General features: G+C 62.9%; 18 protein-coding genes. 7 read left to right on the top strand and 11 right to left on the bottom strand.

From position 1 onward, the window contains the following. Positions 1–67 precede the first annotated feature (67 nt). Complete coding sequence (locus tag Q7C33_RS09505; protein ID WP_198796426.1) at positions 68–508, bottom strand: carboxymuconolactone decarboxylase family protein; 441 nt, start codon at positions 506–508, stop codon at positions 68–70. A gap of 166 nt (positions 509–674) precedes the next feature. Here Q7C33_RS09505 and pdxR point away from each other — a divergent pair, with 166 nt between their 5' ends. From pdxR to Q7C33_RS09490, 3 genes are all read left to right on the top strand, one after another. Beyond that, complete coding sequence (pdxR, locus tag Q7C33_RS09500) at positions 675–2108, top strand: MocR-like pyridoxine biosynthesis transcription factor PdxR (RefSeq protein ID WP_407683284.1); 1434 nt, start codon at positions 675–677, stop codon at positions 2106–2108. A gap of 112 nt (positions 2109–2220) precedes the next feature. Further along, positions 2221–2514 (top strand): putative quinol monooxygenase, encoded by a 294-nt coding sequence (locus Q7C33_RS09495; RefSeq protein WP_407683283.1) that lies wholly within the window; start codon positions 2221–2223, stop codon positions 2512–2514. Between the two features lie 143 nt (positions 2515–2657). Next, positions 2658–3062, top strand: coding sequence for a cupin domain-containing protein (locus Q7C33_RS09490; protein ID WP_407683282.1), 405 nt, complete (start codon positions 2658–2660; stop codon positions 3060–3062). Between the two features lie 138 nt (positions 3063–3200). Here the strand turns inward: Q7C33_RS09490 and Q7C33_RS09485 are convergent, their stop codons facing one another. The 5 genes from Q7C33_RS09485 to Q7C33_RS09465 form a co-directional block, all read right to left on the bottom strand. Continuing rightward, entirely contained in the window at positions 3201–4658 is a 1458-nt protein-coding gene (locus Q7C33_RS09485; RefSeq protein WP_407683281.1) for an amidase, read from the bottom strand. A 17-nt stretch (positions 4659–4675) separates the two neighbouring features. Next, positions 4676–5929 carry an MFS transporter gene (locus tag Q7C33_RS09480; protein ID WP_323155974.1) on the bottom strand — a complete coding sequence of 418 codons (1254 nt, stop codon included), beginning with the start codon at positions 5927–5929 and terminating at the stop codon, positions 4676–4678. 10 nt (positions 5930–5939) lie between these two features. Next, on the bottom strand, positions 5940–6872 hold the full coding sequence (locus tag Q7C33_RS09475) for a SphA family protein (protein ID WP_407683280.1): 933 nt from the start codon (positions 6870–6872) through the stop codon (positions 5940–5942). A 71-nt stretch (positions 6873–6943) separates the two neighbouring features. Next, the gene (locus Q7C33_RS09470) at positions 6944–7909 is read right to left on the bottom strand and encodes a helix-turn-helix domain-containing protein (RefSeq protein ID WP_198796423.1); all 966 of its coding nucleotides are present in this window, start codon (positions 7907–7909) and stop codon (positions 6944–6946) included. A 99-nt stretch (positions 7910–8008) separates the two neighbouring features. Next, positions 8009–9010 (bottom strand): ABC transporter substrate-binding protein, encoded by a 1002-nt coding sequence (locus Q7C33_RS09465; protein WP_407683279.1) that lies wholly within the window; start codon positions 9008–9010, stop codon positions 8009–8011. A gap of 210 nt (positions 9011–9220) precedes the next feature. Here Q7C33_RS09465 and Q7C33_RS09460 point away from each other — a divergent pair, with 210 nt between their 5' ends. Beyond that, positions 9221–10240 (top strand): GlxA family transcriptional regulator, encoded by a 1020-nt coding sequence (locus Q7C33_RS09460; RefSeq protein WP_407683302.1) that lies wholly within the window; start codon positions 9221–9223, stop codon positions 10238–10240. Between the two features lie 19 nt (positions 10241–10259). Here Q7C33_RS09460 and Q7C33_RS09455 read toward each other — a convergent pair whose 3' ends face one another. Continuing rightward, positions 10260–11201: a LysR family transcriptional regulator gene (locus Q7C33_RS09455; protein ID WP_407683278.1), complete on the bottom strand. Its 942-nt coding sequence runs from the start codon at positions 11199–11201 to the stop codon at positions 10260–10262. Between the two features lie 390 nt (positions 11202–11591). Between Q7C33_RS09455 and Q7C33_RS09450 the strand changes: the two genes are divergently transcribed. From Q7C33_RS09450 to Q7C33_RS09440, 3 genes are all read left to right on the top strand, one after another. Continuing rightward, the gene (locus Q7C33_RS09450) at positions 11592–12665 is read left to right on the top strand and encodes a sensor histidine kinase (RefSeq protein WP_407683301.1); all 1074 of its coding nucleotides are present in this window, start codon (positions 11592–11594) and stop codon (positions 12663–12665) included. Between the two features lie 19 nt (positions 12666–12684). Next, positions 12685–13335 carry a response regulator transcription factor gene (locus tag Q7C33_RS09445; protein ID WP_407683277.1) on the top strand — a complete coding sequence of 217 codons (651 nt, stop codon included), beginning with the start codon at positions 12685–12687 and terminating at the stop codon, positions 13333–13335. Positions 13336–13435: 100 nt separating this feature from the next. Beyond that, complete coding sequence (locus Q7C33_RS09440) at positions 13436–13810, top strand: response regulator transcription factor (protein WP_198796420.1); 375 nt, start codon at positions 13436–13438, stop codon at positions 13808–13810. 187 nt (positions 13811–13997) lie between these two features. Here the strand turns inward: Q7C33_RS09440 and Q7C33_RS09435 are convergent, their stop codons facing one another. From Q7C33_RS09435 to Q7C33_RS09420, 4 genes are all read right to left on the bottom strand, one after another. Then, positions 13998–16436: a TonB-dependent siderophore receptor gene (locus Q7C33_RS09435; protein ID WP_407683276.1), complete on the bottom strand. Its 2439-nt coding sequence runs from the start codon at positions 16434–16436 to the stop codon at positions 13998–14000. 68 nt (positions 16437–16504) lie between these two features. Then, a complete protein-coding gene (locus tag Q7C33_RS09430; RefSeq protein ID WP_407683275.1) occupies positions 16505–17452 on the bottom strand; it encodes a FecR domain-containing protein in 948 nt (315 codons plus the stop codon). Beyond that, positions 17449–17958 (bottom strand): sigma-70 family RNA polymerase sigma factor, encoded by a 510-nt coding sequence (locus tag Q7C33_RS09425; protein ID WP_030140686.1) that lies wholly within the window; start codon positions 17956–17958, stop codon positions 17449–17451. Before Q7C33_RS09425 ends, Q7C33_RS09430 begins: the two co-directional genes overlap by 4 nt. Positions 17959–18085: 127 nt before the next feature. Then, positions 18086–18607: an SgcJ/EcaC family oxidoreductase gene (locus Q7C33_RS09420; protein WP_030140685.1), complete on the bottom strand. Its 522-nt coding sequence runs from the start codon at positions 18605–18607 to the stop codon at positions 18086–18088. Positions 18608–18696 lie beyond the last annotated feature (89 nt).

Here is an 18696-nt window from a genome sequence, read left to right as displayed (position 1 = left end):
GCTTGCTCGCTCCCACAGGGGAAATGCGATCATCAAGTCGGCTCCCAGACCGCCGCGCAAGAACAACCTAGCCCCCCGGACTCTGTCGAAAACTCACCGCCAACCGATTCCAGCTATTGATAGTGCTGATCGCCATAGTCAGGTCCACCAGTTCCTCTTCACTAAAACTGCCACAGGCCAACGTATAGACGTCATCCGGCACCTGGCTCTCAGCCAACAGCGTGACGGCTTCAGTCCAGGCCAGCGCGGCCCGTTCGCGCTCGCTGAAAAAGCCACTGTCGCGCCACACCGCCACCGCAAACAGACGCCGCTCCGTCTCGCCCTGGCGGCGCGCGTCCACCGAGTGCATGTCGGTACAAAAGGCGCAGCCGTTGAGTTGCGAGGCGCGGATCCTGATCAGGTTCAGCAATGCCGGCTCGATGCTCAGGCGACTGGTCAGCGCCTCCAGACCGATCATCGCCCGCATCGCCCCCGGGGATGCGCTGTAGTAATCGAGACGCGGGCTCATGGCGGGCTCCGTAGTGGTTGATAAATCCACGGTAAAACCTTGAGGCCACCCGCGACAGATCCAATCCGTCGATAAACGCCCACGCAACTTCTCTGCTCCGGCGCATTGCGGGTAATCTTGCGGCCTCGGCCCTTGCCGCAATCGATCATCCCAGGAGCCCGCAGGTATGGAACTTCATGTCGTCATCAACGGCCGCAAGGACCTGACGGGCCAGTTGTATCGACAATTGCGCAGCGCCATCGAAAGCGGTCGACTGGCCGCCGGCACGCAACTGCCGCCCAGTCGCCTGCTGGCCGAGCAGTTGGGCATATCGCGCAAGACCGTTTCCGACACCTACGCGCAACTGACCTACGAAAACCTCCTCACCGGCGTCATCGGCAAGGGCACCTATGTCAATGCGCGCCCGGCCAGCATCGTGCGCAAGCAAAGCCATCGCGAGCTCGCCGGCGCCGATGTGGTCGAGACCTGGCGCAACATGCCGGACTTGCTGCGCCATCCTCCACCCGAGAGCGCGCTGCGCTATGACTTCATCGGCGGCGCGACCGGCAAGGGCCAGTTTCCGCTGGATGACTGGCGTCGCTGCACCGCCCATGCCCTGCGCCAGATCGCCAATGCCAAGGGTTTCTACAGCCAGCCCGAGGGCTTGCCGGCGCTGCGCAACGCCATCGCCCGGCACATCGCGTTTTCCCGCGGGGTCAACTGCCAGGACGACGACGTGGTGGTGTGCAACGGGGCGCAACAGGCCCTTGATCTGATTTCCCGGGTACTGACCCGCCCCGGCAGCCTGGTCGCCATGGAAGACCCCGGCTATCCGCCGGCACGCCTGCTGTTCGGTTCCCATGGCGCGACGGTGGCCGGAGTGCCGGTGGATGAGCAAGGCATGTGCGTCGACTTGATTCCGGACGGCACACGGCTGATCTACGTGACGCCGTCACATCAATTCCCCTTGGGCATGCCCATGAGCCAGCCCCGGCGCGAGGCCCTGCTGGCGCGAGCCTATGAACTCGGGGCGATCATTATCGAAGACGACTATGACAGTGAATTCCGCTATGAAGGCCGACCCACCGACTCGTTGCAGAGCATGGACGAGCGCGGGATCGTGGCGTACGTCGGGACCTTTTCCAAGACCTTGCTGCCCGAACTACGTCTCGGCTACGCGATCCTCCCACCGGCGATTCTCGAGGCGGTGATCCTGGCCAAGCGCCTTACCGACCAGCACACCTCCACCCTGCCCCAATGGGCGCTGGCGAAATTCATTGCCGAGGGCTGCCTGCTCAAGCACATCCGCCGCTGCCACGCGCTGTATGCCGGCCGGCGCGAGCGAATCCTGGCGCGCATGGGCGATGACCTGTCACCCTGGTTCGAGGCCGTGCCCACCACGGCGGGTTTCCATATGGCCGTGCTGTGCAAGGTACCGTTCGACCTGCCTTTGGTGATCGAATTGGCGAAGAAAGCCGAAGTCGGGCTCTACAGCCTCGACGGCTTCTTTAACGAGGCGCCGGTGCGTCCAGGCCTGATCCTGGGTTTTGGCGCCATTGAACTGCTCGACATCGATATCGCCCTGGACCGTCTGCGAGACATCCTGCAGCAGGTTGCCTGACCGATTGGACTGGGCGTTTATCCGCCCATTGGCTGTTTTAGCCTTGTCCCGTCGGGCCTATCCTGCTTGGGTGTGATCAGATCCCGTTCGACTTGATTCAGGAGCCAGGACAATGTCTCGCCAAGTGATCAACACCGTTCAAGTGCAGGCCGCCGCCGGGCGCTCGGAAGAGCTGGGCCGGCAGTTGCAGCAAATCGTCGAAACCCTGCGAGCCTTGCCAGGCTGCGACGCCTACATGGTCGACCGCTGCCCTGAAGACAATGAGCGCTGGAACGTCAGCGCCCGCTGGCGATCGGAAGCGGACATGCAGGCCCATTTCAATTGCCCCGAAGTACAGGGCTTCATCAGTTTGATCGAAAGCCGCCTGGCCCGAAGCGTGGACTTCAACAGCTTTCCGGTGATGTGAGTGAGCTCTTCTTTTGCGTGGCGAGGGAGCTTGCTCCCTCGCCACGGTGGTCTACCCATCTTTCAAAAAATTGGACGTTTGTCCCCGGTACCTTGGGGCTTAGGGTGAAGGCGAACTCACTCCACGCCACAAAGGTCCCCCCCATGAAAACCCTCTACCTGATCGCCGCCCTGAGCCTGCTTCCCATTGCCCCGCTCTACGCCCACGAAACCGGGCCGTCGGAGAAGGTCCAGGTGCTGCAAGCGAAGCTGCTGAAAAACCTGCCCGGCAAAAAGGCCATGATGCTGACCGTCGATTATGCGCCGGGCCAGTCGTCCATCGCCCACAAGCACGACGGCACCGCAATGGCCTACGTGCTCGAAGGCGCTATCACATCCCAGGTCAAGGGCGAACCCGCGATCACCTACAAGGCTGGCGAGTTCTGGTACGAAGCCGCCGGTTCCGAGCACCTGGTGTCGAAGAACGCCAGCGCCACCCAACCGGCCAAGCTGCTGGTGTTCATGGTGATGGGCGAGGATGAAGCGGTGTTGATTCCGCTCAAGAACTGACCTTCTTTAGTGGGCTCACAGCAGCAGATTTGTGGGAGCGGGCTTGCTCGCGAAAGCGGACGGTCAGTCAAAAACGATGCTGAACCTAATGACGCCTTCGCGAGCAAGCTCGCTCCCACAGGAGGTGAGCTGCGCGCTTTAGCTGCGGCGGGCATTGACCGCAGGTACCCGCTCCCGCCAAGGCTGGGCCCTTTCCAGTTGGGCGGCCAGGGCGAGCAAGGTGCTTTCCTCGCCGAACCGGCCAGCGAAATGCGCCCCCACCGGCAGGCCGTTGGCGCTCCAGGCCAGCGGTACGGACATCGCCGGTTGCCCGCTGGCATTGAACAGCGCGGTGAATGGCGAATAACTGTGGACGCGCTCGATGAGCTGTTCGAGGCTCATGCAAACGTCGTGCACCTCCAACTCACCAATTAGCACTGGCTCCCGAGTCAGGACCGGGCTGAGGATTACATCGTAGTCCTGCATGAACATCGCGAACCGGCGACCCAAGGCATGGATCCATTCCACGGCGCCGGCATACTGCGCGCCACTGACGTTGCCCTTGTCCCGCAGGATGATCCGGGTGCGCACTTCCAGTTCCTCCGCCTGCACCGCAGCCCCACGCATCTGGCCCAGCACATCGACGTAATGCCGCGTGCTGGCGCCAATGATGGTGAAGACCTGGTCGAGAAATTCCGGCAACGCCACCGGCAGGTTCACCGGCTCGACGCGGTGCCCCAGGCTTTCACACAAGCGGGCGGCCTCGCCCACTGCCTGCAAGCTTGGCGCCGACGTGGCCCAGGGGCTGACGTGCTCGACCAGGGCGATGCGCAGCGGCTTCGGATCACGCTGCACGGCCGTCACATACGCCAGCGCCTGGACCGGCGCGGCATAGGGCGCGCCCAAGTCGATCCCGGCGGTAGCGTCCAGCAGCGCGGCGCTGTCGCGCACCGACAGGGTGATGGCGTGGGGCGTGCCCATACCGGCCCAACCCTCGCCAATCATCGGGCCCGACGGCAGCAGTCCACGGCTGGGCTTGAACCCGAACACGCCACAACACGACGCTGGCACCCGCAACGAACCGCCGCCATCGTTGCCATGGGCGAACGGCACCACCCTGGCCGCCACCAGCGCGGCCGCACCACCGCTGGAACCGCCGGCGCTGCGCTCGGTATTCCACGGGTTGCGCGTAGCGCCAAAACGCACGGACTCGGTGGAATAGGAGGTGCCGAACTCCGGCGACGTGCTGGTGCCCATCACCTGGAAGCCGGCCCGCCTCAACCGCGTGACCAATTCCGATTCAAAATCCGCGCGACAGTCCCCCAGCGAACGGGAACCATTGGTCATCGCCGCGCCCTGGACCGGCGAAAACAGATCCTTGATCAACGTTGGCACGCCAGCGAACAACCCTTGCCCGGCCTCAGGCGAACGCGCCGCCTCCCGTGCCGAATCGTACAGCCGCTCCGCCACTGCATTGAGTTGTGGTTCAACCCGTTCCAGGCGTTCGATGGCGGTCTCCAGCAATTCGCCCGGCTGGACCTCACCGCGCCTGACCCACTCGGCCAGCCCGGTCGCATCTTCTATGTCCATCAATGAGTGAATGTCTTGCAGGCTCATGTTTCAGTTTCCTTGCTTCAGGACGATTGACGAGATTGGGCGATGCGCGCCTGGCCATTACCCCGTGCGCGCAAGCCGACAGCCACCCACAGCAGTGCAGCGGCAAGGCCGGCGAAGGCCAGCCATTGGATCGATTGACGCAAATCACCGGCATAGGCACCGACGAACGCCACCACCAACGGACTGATGAACTGGCCGATATAGAGGAACGAGGTGAACCCACCCAGGCCACGCCCACGGGTGCGGGCGGTCAGGGCATTCATGACGGGCGCCATCACGTTGGGCACCAGCAGCCCGGCTCCCAAGCCTTGGATGAACACCGCCAGCAGCACGGCGTTGTAGCTTTGCGCTCGCACCAACAGGCAGAGACCGAGCCCCATCAGTGCCAACAACAGCGCATTGCAACCGGCGATCCCGAAGCGCCGACGCAACAACGGCCAGCTCAAGGAACCGCCAAGGGTTGCCAGCAGGCTCAAGCCCGCCGACAGTCCGATCATTGTGCTGGACGTCACGCCCAGGCCGACCAGCAGCGTCGGCGCCTGGATCGGCATCACAAACGTCAGGACCATGCCCCACACGATCATCAGGTAGCCCACCAGCAATTGCAGAACCGCGACCTTGGTCGGCGCTGAATCGTCAGCCTGCGGCTCAGTGACCTGCCGCCTCGTCACGGGCGGTTCCCAGAGAATTTTCAGCATGGCGGGCACCAACAGCAACGGCAGCAGATACAGGAGAAACGGCGAGCGCCAGGAGTGTTCCCCCAGTGCCCCGCCGACGACAAAAAACAGCGCCCCGACCAGACCGATCGTCACCACCTGCCGGTTGACGTAGCGCAAGCGTTCCTCGCCGTGCCAATAGTCGGCAATCAACGTGGCGCAACAGGTCATCACCGCCGCCTCGGCACAGCCAAACAGCAACCGCGCGATGACAATGCCGTGCAGGTTGTCGAGCAGCGCGGGCAACGCGCCGAGCAGGGCGTAGAGCAACGTGGCGATCACCAGCAGTGCCTTGCGCCCGATCCGGTCGGCCAACCAGCCGGCAAGCGGCGCGCAAAGGGCAATCGCCAACGCCGGCCCGGTGATCGCCAACGGCACCAGCAGATCGGCGCGAGGCTCAAGGGGGCCGAACTCGGCGCCCAACCGGGGAAGAATGGGCGTGACCATCACCGAACCCATGATCGTCAGGCTGCTGCCCAGCATCAGCACCCACCCTTCACGCCGGCCAACCGCCTGGCGCGGCGCAGCCGTTGAAACGGAACTTGATTGCTTCATGGCGAGCCCCTTAGAAACTGTGGGAAATGCGCAACGCGGTGGTGTAGCCTTCGGCGCGGTTTCGCGCATCGAACTCCTTGTACACATGCAGCCAGACCGGCGGCATGCCCGGCTTGAAGTAGCCCACCGCAGGACCTGCCGCCATCACCCGTGCCCGATTGCCCGCCTCCAGGCCCGGGGCATCGTCGTCGGTGAACTGGCGGTAGTAGTAGCCGCCCACACCCAGCGTCCAGGGGCCGACATGCTGGCCCACGGCAAATTCGTGGCGGTACTCGACGCCGTTCTTGTAGTCGGTCGCGTGGTTGCGCGTGTTGACGTCGACTTCGAAACTGGAAGACACCTCGAAGCCCGTGTCAGAGAGATAGGTCGCGTTGAGAATCGGCGAGAAGGTCCAATGATTGAGACCCGGCGAGATCAGCCGATCCTCGTCGTAATCACCGGTCGGCGCCTGGATCTGCAACTGGGCGTTGACGAACAGGTTCGGCGACAGCGTCCACTGCAGGATCACCGGCAATACTTGAATGTCCGCCAGGCGAAATGGATCGGCCTCCAGGTCCAGCGGACCGCCCGGGGTCTGCACCCGCATCGACGCGTCGATCTTGAAGAACGGCACCACCGCGCCATAGCCGTACTTGGCGCCAAGCACGGTGTAATCGGTCATGTGCAGGTAGGCGGCGGCGATGGACAGCACGTCGAGGGAGAGGTTGTTGTCCTGCGCGCGGCCGTGGCGATCCTTTTGCACGTTGGCCGAATAGAACGCCGTGCGCAGCCCGACAGTCCCGAAGGGGGTGGCGGGCGGCATCATGCCAGCGCCGAAATCATAGACCCCGATCGCGGTGGTCGGCGCGCCGTTTTCGGTGCCGTTGGCCACGGCGCTGGCGCCGATCAGTCCCAAAGCGAACCACGCAAGGCGCTGCTGATTGTTGTTTTTTTTCTGACTCATCGAATGCCCCATCCCATCTGTGTGGTGTTGGGGTCATCCTAGGGAGCGGGAGCGCCAGCCGTTATCCGTTTTCAGCACAGATGTGTGCGACGCAGGGTTTGCGAAGGGGTTTCGCCAAACAGGGTCCGATAATCACTGGCGAATCGGCTCAGGTGCCAGAAGCCCCAGCGCGCCGCCACTTCTTGCACGCCTTGGGTGCCGAGGCGCAGTTCGCGGCGCACGGCATTGAGGCGCAGCGCACGCAAATAGGCCACCGGGTTGATGCCGAGGGTTTCCTGGAAGCAATACTGCAATTTGCGGCGGCTGGCACCGATGTGGTTGCACAGATCCAGGATCGACAGCGGCTCGTCGACATGGGCCAGGGCATATTCCCGAGCCCGGTCGACCATGCGCTTGCGGGCCGTCGGGGGCAGCGGCGGTGCCTCGTCCGGCGCCACCAGTTCGAGGAAATGCAGCATCACCGTGTCGCGCAGGCCACGACGGATCGACTCGTGGCCCAACAATGACGCACGTCCCTGCCCGCCCCCTTCCAGCTCATCGAACAAGGCGGCCAGTTCAGCCGGCAAGGTTGAATCGCCGAGACGGTAACACTTGGGAAGATCGGTAATTCGAAAGGCGCTGCCCTGGCGTTCCAGCAGGTGCTCCAACGCCTGCTCTTCGACCGCGACACCGAGCAGGTCCAGATGCTGCGGCGTACGCAGGTCCGGCAGGTTCCGGCCGCACGCGACCATCAGGCTGGGCTCGACAATCGGGTGTCCGGAACAGAACACCGGGCCGTCGGCGCTCAGCGGCACGCTGAAAGTGATCGCACCCTCCCACGCCATGCCACGCTTGGTCATGGCCTGGTTAGAGCGGTCGCGCACCAACTGCATCCACTCCGAGCGAAACTCGATCAGTTCGCCCTCGAAGTGTCCCGGCGTCAACTGGTCGTAGCTGACTTGCCATCCGCCCATGTTCCGCGCGTGTTCGTCGATGTCACCGGTGCGAAACCGATTGATCGGCTGCGTCGGCAGTGCATCCGCCATATCGTCGTTCATTAACCCGACCTTCGAGATTTCCAGGGTTCATGATCGAAGATCAGGCAAGTTCCATTCCGCCCGGCAGGCCGCTTGCTCGATTGTGCCGAAAACGGCTAATCAACTGCCGGCGCCGCCGTGGGCCTCTTCGAAGAAATAGTCCTTCCAGCTGCCGGCCTTGTTTTTCAGCACACCCAATTCCTGCAGCTTCTCGGCATAGATGTAGGTGCGTTGCGGCACGACGGTAAAGTCGATTTCCGGGTCGTTGACGATGCTCTCCACCAGGGGCAGCGGCAGCTTGGATTGCTCGACCCGGATGTAGGTCTGGGCGGCAGCGGCTTTATCAGTCTTGATGAGGGTTTGTGCTTCGACAAGCGCGTCATAGAACGCCTTGTAGGTCTTCGGATTTTCGTCGTGGAATTTTTCCGTGGTGTAGAGCACGTTGAACGTCGCCGGCCCGCCGAGCACGTCATAGGAACTGAGGACTTTGTGCACGTTGGGGCTCTGCAGCGCCTGGTACTGGAACGGCGGGCTGGAAAAGTGCGAATTGATTTCCGACTGGCCCGCGATCAGCGCGGCCGTGGCGTCCGGATGCGGGAGGCTGACCGAGATGTCGTCGAATTTCTTGTAGTGGTCGTTGCCGAATGCCTTGGCCGTCTCGATCTGCAACGTGCGCGACTGGAACCCGACCCCGGCTGCCGGCACCGCGATCCGGTCCTTGTCGGTGAAGTCCTTGAGCGTCTTGATCGCCGGGTTGTTGGTCAGCAGGTAGTTGGGCATCGAGCCCAGCGAGGCGATGGCCTTGACGTTCTGCTTGCCCCGGGTCCGATCCCAGATCGTCAGCATCGGCGGCACCCCCGCCGACACCACGTCGAGGGCGCCGGTGAGCAGGGCCTCGTTCATCGCGGTCGCACCGGAAATGCTGTTCCAGTCCACCTTGATCTCTATGCCCTGGGCCTTGCCTTGTTTCTCGATGAGCTGCTGGTCGCGCACGACGTCGAGGATCAAATAACCGATGCCGAATTGCTGGGCGATGCTGATCTTGCCTTCCGCGTGGGCCAAGGGCCCCGTCAGCAAGCTTGCCGCCAAGGAAACAAGTAATACGGGACGCTTGAACACCATGACCGGGGCCTCTTGAGAATGAAGTCTGGCGCCAACTCTAAAGCTATAAAAAACAATATTTAAATACCTATATAGCATATGCATATCACTCGCAGATGCAGTGCGACCAACTTGACAATAGGCAGGCAGAGGATTAATCAGCCAGAGGCACCCGGCGCTGCGATGCGCACCGCCTCCCTTCTATTGCGCCAGAACCGAGCCGACGCGACCATGAACGAAATGACCCATGACATTCGCATCGCCGCCGAGCCGATGTCCCAACCTCGCGCGCTGGTCTTCCTCGCTTATCCGCAGATGGGACTGCTCGACCTGACTGGCGCCCAGACGGTTTTCTGGGCGGCCACCAAAGCCATGGCTGAACGCGGCCTGCCTGGTTATCGAATGCACACCGCGAGCCTGGACGGCGGGCTGATGCCCACCGCCGAAGGCCTGGTCGTTGCCACCTCTTCCCTGCGCGAGTTCGACGACGTCAGCGTCGACACGCTGATCGTGCCGGGCGCCCCGGACATCCGTCAGGCAATGATTGATTGTGTCGAGCTGGTGGACTGGCTGCGCGCCGCCTCGACCAAGGCCCGGCGCACGGCATCGGTGTGCAGCGGGACTTTCCTCATGGCCCAGGCCGGTTTGCTGGATGGTCGCCGCGCCGCCACGCACTGGGCCATGTGCGAGATGCTCAAGAGCGGCTTCCCGTTGATCGAAGTCGACCTCGACGCCATTTTCATCCAGCAGGACAAAGTCTGGACCTCGGCGGGCGTCAGCGCTGGCATCGACATGGCCCTGGCGCTGGTCGAAGCCGACTGCGGCCGCGACGTTGCGCTGCAAGTGGCGCGGGAACTGGTGGTGTTTCTCAAGCGACCTGGTGGGCAAGCGCAGTTCAGCCAGTTGTTGTTGGCGCAGACCCAGGACAGCGCCGGGTTCGATGAATTGCACGGGTGGCTCGCCGATCACCTGGACGAGGCCGACCTGACCATCGAGCGACTGGCTCGCCAGGCGCGCATGAGCCCGCGCAACTTTGCCCGGGTCTACAAGCGCCAGACCGGAAGAACCCCAGCCAAGGCCATCGAGATGTTCCGCCTGGAAGCCGCGCGAAGAATGCTGGAGGACTCCGAGCGCAACATCGACCAGATCGCCCGTACCTGCGGCTTTGGTGATGAAGAACGGATGCGCCATACGTTCCAGCGCCACCTGTCGATTTCACCCCGCGAGTACCGCAACCGTTTTTCCCGTTGAGGCGGACGGCGCCGTCCCTTCACGCCACGCGTCGTGCTTGAGGGCGTGAGTCGGACACCTCGGCAAGAAACGCGCAGCACCGGGAGCGCAACCAACGCTCCCCCGGATCATTATGGGAAGTGCCGCGCCAGACCATCGTCAGCTCACGTTCTGGCAGCTGAAATGGCGCCGCCTCCGCCCGCAAGCCCGTCGCCATCGCCATGGCCCGGGCGACATAGTCCGGCACGATGGCGATCATGTCGCTGCCGGCCAGCAACCTCGGCAACGCGCTGAACTGTGGCACCGTCAGTACCACCCGCCGATGCCGACCCGCCAGGCTCAACGCCCGGTCCGAATCATCGATCACGTGCCCCATGGACGAAACCACCGCGTGGGGCCGGCGGCAGAACTCATCCAAGGACAATTCGCCGGGAAGCGAATCGGCCCGCAACAGCATGGGCCGGATCGGTCGCAAAGCCTTGCGCCGGGCGTTGGCCGGCAGTTCCAGGGTGTGGCTGATCCCGACGGTGATCTCGCCGCACGCCAGCAACTGGCACATCTGCCATTGATCGGCGCGGCGCACCACCAGCGTCGTGCCGGGCGCTTCGATACGCAGGCGGTGCAACAGGTCTGGGAGCAAGGCGTATTCGACGTCATCGGACAGGCCAATGTGGAACGTGGCGTCGCTAGTGGCGGGGTCGAACGCCTGGCAGCGACTCAACGCGGCGGCGATTCCGTCCAGCGCCGGGGACAGGTTGGAAAAGATTTCCTCTGCCCGCGAGGTCGGCTCCATGACCCGGCCCGCGCGGATGAACAGGGGGTCATCGAACATCAGGCGCAAACGCGCCAGGGCGGCACTGATGGTCGGTTGACCGAGGAACAGTTTCTCGCTGACTCGGGTGACGTTTCGCTCGTGCATCATGGTTTCGAAGACAACCAGCAGATTGATGTCAGCACGACGCAGGTCATTTCTGTTCATCATGGTAGCCATTCCAGGCACAAGGCCAATGATTCAAGGAAAGTCGCACCCGGGACGTCTTGCAGGGCCGACGGCGGCAGAGTGCTTGAAGGTTACGCCAGGGCCCAGCGCGCGTCTGTTGTACCGGAGGACGCCCCACCCACGCTTTGGGTCGAGTCATCGATACCTGGGTATGTGGGGATGACTGCCAGGGTTGGCAGGATTTCAGGGTTTTATGTCCTACCCCAGGCCGAGGGCAACTTTTAAGATCAGGACCGATGCCCTGTTTCCTCCGTCGCCGGGGGTTGGATCAGCCAAAAAAAGGCCTGCAGCGTGCCCACACCCGCCATGATGTTCAAGAACGTCTACCAAAGCCTGCGGCACAACCCTTGCCCGAAGACGTCGACGCCCTCGATGGGCATCAGCACCCACCCGCTGGTCAATGCCCTGGGCTGGGCCGTCGGCCTGGTGGTGGCCTGCGGGATTGTCATCATCAACTCCGAAACCCATTCCGACCTGGCGCCGACGCTGCTCTACATCACCTTGCTGCTGATGGCGGCGAATCTTTTTTCCATCAACCTGGTGATCACTGTCGCCCTGATGTGCATGTTCCTGCTGACGGCGATGTTCCTGTACAACGGCGGCTATCACCGCTGGGACTCAACCACGGGTTTCTTTCGCTGCCTGACGGCCCTGTCGGCCATCGCGTTCCTGGCACTGCGCAGCAAGCAGGCCTCGGACAGCCTGCGGCATCACCAGGCGTACCTGATCGAGGCCCAGGCCCAACTGGCCCACGCCACCCGGTTGACCTCCCTGGGCGAAATGGCCGCCTCCATCGCCCATGAAGTGAACCAGCCGCTGACGGCCATCACCAGCAGCGGCGAGGCCTGTCGCCGCTGGCTGGAACGCCCGGTTCCCGACCTCAAGGAAGCCCTCGACTCGCTGGACCGGATCGTCGCCAACGCCCGCCGTGCCAGCGAGGTCATCAATCGTACCCGGGCGATGGCCCGCAAATGCGACCCCCTGCGCCGGCCCGAGTGCCTGGAGCCGATCGTCAGGGAATCGCTGGACCTGGTGCGCCACCAGTTGGCCCAGCACAAAGTCAGCGTGAAGCTGGAACTCGCGACGACGCCCAGCCACGTCAGCGTCGACCGGGTGCAGTTGCAGCAGGTGATCATCAACCTGATCAGCAATGCGTGCCACGCCATGGAGACGGTCCAGGTGCGGGAGCGGATCCTTTTTGTGCGCACCTGGACCCAAGGGCGCGAGGTGCTGCTGGAGGTGGTGGACCAAGGCATTGGCATCACCGCCGAGGCGCTGCCGTCATTGTTCAATCCGTTTTTCACCACCAAGGCAAACGGCTTGGGCATCGGCCTGTCCATCTGCCGCTCCATCATCGACTTCCATGACGGCAGGATCTGGGCCACCAGCGAGGCGGGCCGAGGCACTTCCTTCAGGTTTTCGCTGCCATTGATTTCCAACGCCTGACTTGTCCCGGACGCCGCCCATGAACCCAAGCCACGCCCCACGCCCTGCGCTCGCCCATGAACCCATCGTCTACGTGGTCGATGACGATGCCTCGCTGCGCGACGCCCTTCGCAGCCTGCTGCGTTCCATTGGCCTGCGTGTCGAGCTGTTCGACTCGGTGGCGGAGTTCATGGGCCATCCGCGTCTCGACACGCCCAGTTGCCTGCTTCTCGACGTGCGTCTTCGTGGCACCAGCGGGTTGGATTTCCAGCAGCAATTGGCGCGCGCCGACATTCATTTGCCGATCGTATTCATGACCGGCTATGGCGACATCGCCATGACGGTACGGGCGATGAAGGCCGGCGCGGTGGATTTCCTGACCAAGCCGTTTCGCGAACAGGACCTGATCGATGCGGTGTCCCTCGCCCACCAGCGTGACCGGCTGCGCCGGGAAACCGAGCGCAACCAGCAAGCGCTCCATGAACGCCACGCCACCCTCACCGCCCGGGAACGCCAGGTGATGCAACTGGCCGCGTCGGGGCTGATGAACAAGCAGATCGCCGGGCAGATCGGCTTGAGCGAGATCACCGTCAAGATCCACCGTGGCCAGGCCATGCGCAAAATGGGCGCGCGTTCATTTGCCGACCTGGTGCGCATGGCCCAGGCCCTGGAACCTGTCGGCGACCGTTGAACGTTCATACCCACGTATACTAGCCGCGGCTTTTGGACAGCGTATCGTGCAGTGACTAGGTCGCCTTCATGGCCACCTGACATTACTGCCAGGTTTCGAAATGTCCGACACCGCAATTGTTTCAGTTATCGATGACGATGAATCGGTTCGAGTTGCATTGGATGGTTTGCTGCGCTCCCACGGTTATCACGTCAAGACTTACCCCAGCGCCGTGGATTTCTTGTCTTCGGCTGGATTTGAAAATACGGCGTGCTTGCTGTCGGACATTCAAATGCCGGGGATGACCGGAATCCAACTGTGCGATGAACTCTGTGCCCGTGGCATCGAGATTCCGCTTATCTTCATCACGGGCTTGCCCGCTGTGCCGCCGCTGGCCAGGCCGGGTTCCTGCGGTCCGGTGGCGGTGTTTCCGAAGCCGTTCGATTGTGGGGAGTTGATGGCTTGTATTGAATCGGTGATGCAAGGGTTGGCGTGAGGACCTGCCTTTGTGGGAGCGAGCTTGCTCGCGAAGAGGCCGGCACATCCAACATCTCTATCGGCTGTAAAACCGCCATCGCGAGCAAGCTCGCTCCCACATTTGGATTTTTTGTAGCCAAAGCAGAGATGTACACAACAGCCCTTTGTGGGAGCGGGCTTGCTCGCGAAGAGACCTGTGCGTGCAACTAAAAATCCACGGTAGCCGAAACCAGATAAGTCCGAGGCGTCGCCAAGGTCAGCCCCGGTTCACTGTCATCCGAAGCCCCCGCCGAACTCCAATATCGCTTGTCCGCAACGTTCTCGATATTCGCCCGCAAGGTGATCTTCTTCTCATCCACCTTGAAGGCATACCGCGCCCCAACGTCGAAACGCTCCCAGGAATCGATCTCCTTGGTATTGGATGGGTCCAGGTACTGCGAACTGGAATAGATCCCTCGGCTGGTCAATGTCAGCCCCTGCACCGTCGGCACATCCCACTCCGCGCCGAGGTTGACGTTGTATTCCGGCGTCGCCGGCGCCCGGTTGCCGTCGAAGGCGGGGTTGGTGGTGTCGGTCAGTTCGCTGTCGATGTACATCACGCCGCCAAGCAGGCGCACGCCTTTGAGCGGTTCGCCGAACACGTTCAGTTCCACGCCGGTGTTCTCACGCTTGCCGTTCGGGCCGAAGTCATTGGTCGTGGCGTCCGTGGCATAGGCCGGCTGTTTGATGCGAAACACCGCGGCGGTGACGGCGAGCGCGCCGGCATCGTACTTGGCGCCGAATTCGACCTGGCGGCTGATGAACGGCGGGAAGATCTCGTCACGGTTATCGGCTGACGTCGGCGCGATCTTGCCCTGGCTCAGGCCTTCCATGTAATTGGCATAAAGGGACAATCTGTCGGTCGCCTTGAACAGGATCCCACCCGATGGCGAGATTTTTTCTTCGTCGTAGGCCGTGCGGCCTTTGATGCCATCGGACCAGTCGTCCACCTCCACGCGCTGCCAGCGGGCGCCGAGGGTCAGCAGCAGGCGGTCATCGAAGAAACCCAGAGTGTCGGACAGCGCGACGCCGCTGAAGTGGTTCTCGGTATAGACCTTCGGATCGGGACGTGTGGGGACGTTTGGCGTCGGTGTCTGCACCGGGTTGTACAGGTTGCTTCGGCCATTGGCGTAACGGGCGCCGCCGTTTTCGAAATCCATATAGAAATAGCTGGCGGCCAGGTTCAGCTCATGGCTCACCGGCCCGGTGTGGAACCAGTTGCGCACGCCGGCGTTGGCAGTACGGACATTCTCATCGCGGGTAAAGTCGCGGGGCGACACGGTGAAGTCGCCAGCGGCGTTGCTGACCGACACGTTGTGCCGAAGGAAATCGTGGTTGCTCTTGCGGGCTCCCGCCCCGCCATAAAGCATGACGGAGTCGCTGACATCGTACTCGGCGTTCACCGCGCCGAAGGTGTCTTCGGTACGCGCCTTGGTCCAGTGCTGGGCGTAGTTGCGACGCACGTCGCTGGCGTGGGGAATCGGCGCCGCGGCCGCCACCTGGACGCGCTCCTGGGGCGCATCGGTATCACGTTCGGTGTGGCCGATGTCGGTCGAAAGGCGCAAGCGCTCACCACGGAAATCCAGGCCCAGCACCGCCATCTCGCGATCGACGCTTTGATGATCCCAGTCGGTATCGCCGGACTGTTTCACCCCGTTGAAACGGACACCGAACTGGTTGTCCTCGCCGAAACGACGACCAACGTCCACGGCAGCGCCGGGTTGGCTGTCGGAGGCGTAGCTGCCCGTGATAGAGGTGATCGGCTGGTCGGTGGCGCGCTTGGGCACCACGTTGATCCCACCGCCGACGCTGCCACGCGGCGAGATTCCGTTGATGAGCTGGGTCGGCCCCTTGAGGATGTCGACGCGATCGGCCATTTCCATGTCGATCGTGTAAGTCGGCAAGATGCCGTAGAGGCCGTTGTAGGCGACGTCGCTGTTGAACAGGCTCAACCCACGGATGGTGAATTGTTCATAGCGGCCACCCGCCGGGTTGGTGGCGCGCACCGAAGGGTCGCTGGCGACCAAGTCGCCCAAGGTCCGGGCCTGCAAGTTCTTCACCGTCTCGCCGGTGTAGGTGGTCATGCTGAACGGCGTTTCCATGAAGTCCCGCGAACCGAGCAACCCCTGTGAACCACGACGGGCGACCTGACCGCCGGCGTAGGGTTCGTCGCTCGCCGAACCGCTGGTGCCGAGAATCGAGGTAGGAGCCAGTTGCAGGCTGCTGCCTTCGGGCGCCGGGACCAGGATGTAGGCCTGCTCCCCGACTGCTTGCAATTGCAGGCCAGAACCTTGCAGCAACCGCGCAAAGCCCTCCTGCACGGCAAAATCGCCAGCAAGCCCGGCGCTGTCGCGACCGCTGACCAGGGCTGGATCCACCGACAGGTTGACCCCCGCCAGCCCAGCGAAGCGGGTCAGTGCCGAACCGAGGCTGCCGGCCGGCACCTGATAGCTGCGCCGGGCGCTTTCTTCTGCCTGGCTGGGCGAGATGAATAACGGACTGGTACTCAGGCTCAGCAGCAAGCCCAGCTTCAACAAGGGATGGCCCAACAGCGGACGCCAGCCAGCAACGGCCGGGCGCAAGTGCAAAGGTGTGACTGCGGACATGGGAGAACGCTCTCGTTTTCTGTTCAGTTGCCAGGAATGACAAGCGAGACAAAAAAAGGGGACAGGCTTCAGGCGATGTTTTTTCGCCGCGTCAAGGTGACCCAGTAACGGGTGCGCATCTGCACCTCCAGGCGCAGGCTGGCCGAAAGCAACGCGAGAATGCGATCGGTGTTGTCCAGGCGGAAGCTGCCGGTGACACGAAGCGATTCCAGGGTTTCGTCCCAGCGCAACACGCCCGGACGATAACGGTCCAGTTCACGGAGGAAATCCCCAAGGGGCTGGTCTTGCGCCACGAGCAAACCCTCACGCCAACCCAACTGTGCGACGTCGAACCTGTCGACTGGCCCCGCGCCAGAGGCTTGCAGGTCGATTTGCTGCCCCGCTTCCAGCGTCACCGCTGGGCCGCGTAACGGTTGTAGCAATACCGAGCCGCTGAGCACCGAGGCATGACAGCTGCGCTCATCCAGGCGGATACACGCTTCGCTTCGATCGATCGTGATGACGCCGTACGGCCCTTGCACCGCCAAAGGCGTGGTTCCGCTGACCCTGAGGGAAATCTCTCCGCGCACCAGCACCAGGCGACGGGCCTTGAGGTCCAGGTCCACGGCGCTGTCGGTGTTCAACTGCAAGCTGCTGCCATCGGCCAAGGTCCAACGGCGTTGCTCACCGGTGGCGGTGTGCAGGTCGGCGCGCCAGACGTCCAGTGGCAATTCGCGGCCCAACAGCCAGGCCGTTGGCACCAGGGCGGCGACGCCCAGTGCGCGCTTGAGCACGGCGCGGCGGGCCAGCGCCGGACGATCAAGGGTGGCCATGCCCAACGAAGGCGGCACCCCGGCGAATCGCTGGCGCAGTTGCTGGGCTTTCTGCCACGCGGCCTCGTGCTCCGCGTTGCTGTCGCGCCAGCGTTGCAGCGCGACGTGGTCGACGCCCTCCTCGCCGGATTCGATCATCGCCAGCCACCGGGCTGCCGCACGGGCCACTTCGCGGGCCTCGGGCGTCGGCGCCTGGCGAGTCAAAGGTCCACCAGCAGGCAATGCTCATAAGCCTGGGCCATGTAGCGCTTGACGGTGCGCTCGGACACCTGCAGGCGCTCGGCGATGTCCCGGTAGCCCAGCCCTTCGAGCTGGCTCCACAGGAATGCCCTGCGCACCAGCGGCGGCAGGCCGTCGAGCAGTTCATCCAGGGCGTGCAGGGTTTCGAGCAGCAGCCAACGTTGTTCCGGCGACGGTGCACAGGCTTCAGGCAGGTTCGCCAACGCGTCGAGATAGGCTTGTTCCAGGTTGCGGCGGGTATAGAAGTTGCTCAACAGCCGCTTCCCCACCGTCAGCAGGTACGCGCGCGGCTCTTGCAGGTCGGCCAATGGCTGGGCACTGGACAACACACGCAGGAACGTATCCTGGCGCAGGTCGGCGGCATCCCAGGCGTTTCCCATGCGACGCCGCAGCCAACCTTCGAGCCATCCGCCGTGATCGCGGTATAACGCATGCAGGGCGTGCTCCGCCGGCTTTGCTGCATCAAGCATGTGAGGAAGCCCTGGACTAGAATGTCGTGAATGAGACTGATTCTAATTAATATCCGCGGGCTATTCCAAGGCTTTAATACGGGAATGTATGAAACCGGCGCCCTGGATCACCAGGGCGCCGCCGATCTCAATGGCTGGCGTGGAGTGTCTTCGGCACTTCAGGCATGGCCGACGAGTGATGGTTGATGATCTTCCATTGCCCGTCGAGTCGCTCGTAGAGGAAGGTGTAGCGCGCCTGGACTTCGCGCTTGGTACCGTCCGCCTGGGTCAGGGTGAAGGTATAGACTCCGCTGTCCATCGCAGCGTCCGGCCCAAGGTGACGGATTTCCCGGTAATTGATCACGCCCACCGGCTTGCCGGTCAGGAAGTGCGCAAAGTAATCCTGGATCTGCTCAGGTGTGCTGCGCACCTTGTTGGACACAGTCGGTTGCAATATCGCGTCCGGCGCGTAGAGCGCTGTCACGGCACTGGCGCTGCCGGTTTGCAGTGCCGCGTTCCAACGGTCGAACAACCCGGCAATCTCCCGGTCGGTTTGCTTCTGCGGTTGCTCGGCGACGGTGCGGTATACGAACGGCACTGTTTCCACGGCCTGGACAAATGGCGCGGCCAGCAGGAAAAAAGCGGCGATGGCACAGGTTTTCATTTTCATCGTTGTGGTCCTTTGGGTTTCAATGGCCACACTTTGCCGATTCACCCGGCGCTCGCCATCGGCCAACCGGTGCTGATCGCCTATGCCAT

This window comes from Pseudomonas sp. BP11-1-1, from assembly GCF_052112105.1.
Classification (GTDB): domain Bacteria; phylum Pseudomonadota; class Gammaproteobacteria; order Pseudomonadales; family Pseudomonadaceae; genus Aquipseudomonas; species Aquipseudomonas alvandae.
The sequence above is the reverse complement of the archived record's forward strand: the minus strand, read 5'-3'. Positions and strand labels throughout refer to the sequence as shown.

Coding starts and splice junctions, on each gene's coding strand:
- Q7C33_RS09505 (WP_198796426.1), bottom strand. CDS start 508: ATGAGCCCGCGTCTCGATTACTACAGCGCATCCCCGGGGGCGATGCGG.
- pdxR (WP_407683284.1), top strand. CDS start 675: ATGGAACTTCATGTCGTCATCAACGGCCGCAAGGACCTGACGGGCCAG.
- Q7C33_RS09495 (WP_407683283.1), top strand. CDS start 2,221: ATGTCTCGCCAAGTGATCAACACCGTTCAAGTGCAGGCCGCCGCCGGG.
- Q7C33_RS09490 (WP_407683282.1), top strand. CDS start 2,658: ATGAAAACCCTCTACCTGATCGCCGCCCTGAGCCTGCTTCCCATTGCC.
- Q7C33_RS09485 (WP_407683281.1), bottom strand. CDS start 4,658: ATGAGCCTGCAAGACATTCACTCATTGATGGACATAGAAGATGCGACC.
- Q7C33_RS09480 (WP_323155974.1), bottom strand. CDS start 5,929: ATGAAGCAATCAAGTTCCGTTTCAACGGCTGCGCCGCGCCAGGCGGTT.
- Q7C33_RS09475 (WP_407683280.1), bottom strand. CDS start 6,872: ATGAGTCAGAAAAAAAACAACAATCAGCAGCGCCTTGCGTGGTTCGCT.
- Q7C33_RS09470 (WP_198796423.1), bottom strand. CDS start 7,909: ATGAACGACGATATGGCGGATGCACTGCCGACGCAGCCGATCAATCGG.
- Q7C33_RS09465 (WP_407683279.1), bottom strand. CDS start 9,010: ATGGTGTTCAAGCGTCCCGTATTACTTGTTTCCTTGGCGGCAAGCTTG.
- Q7C33_RS09460 (WP_407683302.1), top strand. CDS start 9,221: ATGAACGAAATGACCCATGACATTCGCATCGCCGCCGAGCCGATGTCC.
- Q7C33_RS09455 (WP_407683278.1), bottom strand. CDS start 11,201: ATGATGAACAGAAATGACCTGCGTCGTGCTGACATCAATCTGCTGGTT.
- Q7C33_RS09450 (WP_407683301.1), top strand. CDS start 11,592: ATGGGCATCAGCACCCACCCGCTGGTCAATGCCCTGGGCTGGGCCGTC.
- Q7C33_RS09445 (WP_407683277.1), top strand. CDS start 12,685: ATGAACCCAAGCCACGCCCCACGCCCTGCGCTCGCCCATGAACCCATC.
- Q7C33_RS09440 (WP_198796420.1), top strand. CDS start 13,436: ATGTCCGACACCGCAATTGTTTCAGTTATCGATGACGATGAATCGGTT.
- Q7C33_RS09435 (WP_407683276.1), bottom strand. CDS start 16,436: ATGTCCGCAGTCACACCTTTGCACTTGCGCCCGGCCGTTGCTGGCTGG.
- Q7C33_RS09425 (WP_030140686.1), bottom strand. CDS start 17,958: ATGCTTGATGCAGCAAAGCCGGCGGAGCACGCCCTGCATGCGTTATAC.
- Q7C33_RS09420 (WP_030140685.1), bottom strand. CDS start 18,607: ATGAAAATGAAAACCTGTGCCATCGCCGCTTTTTTCCTGCTGGCCGCG.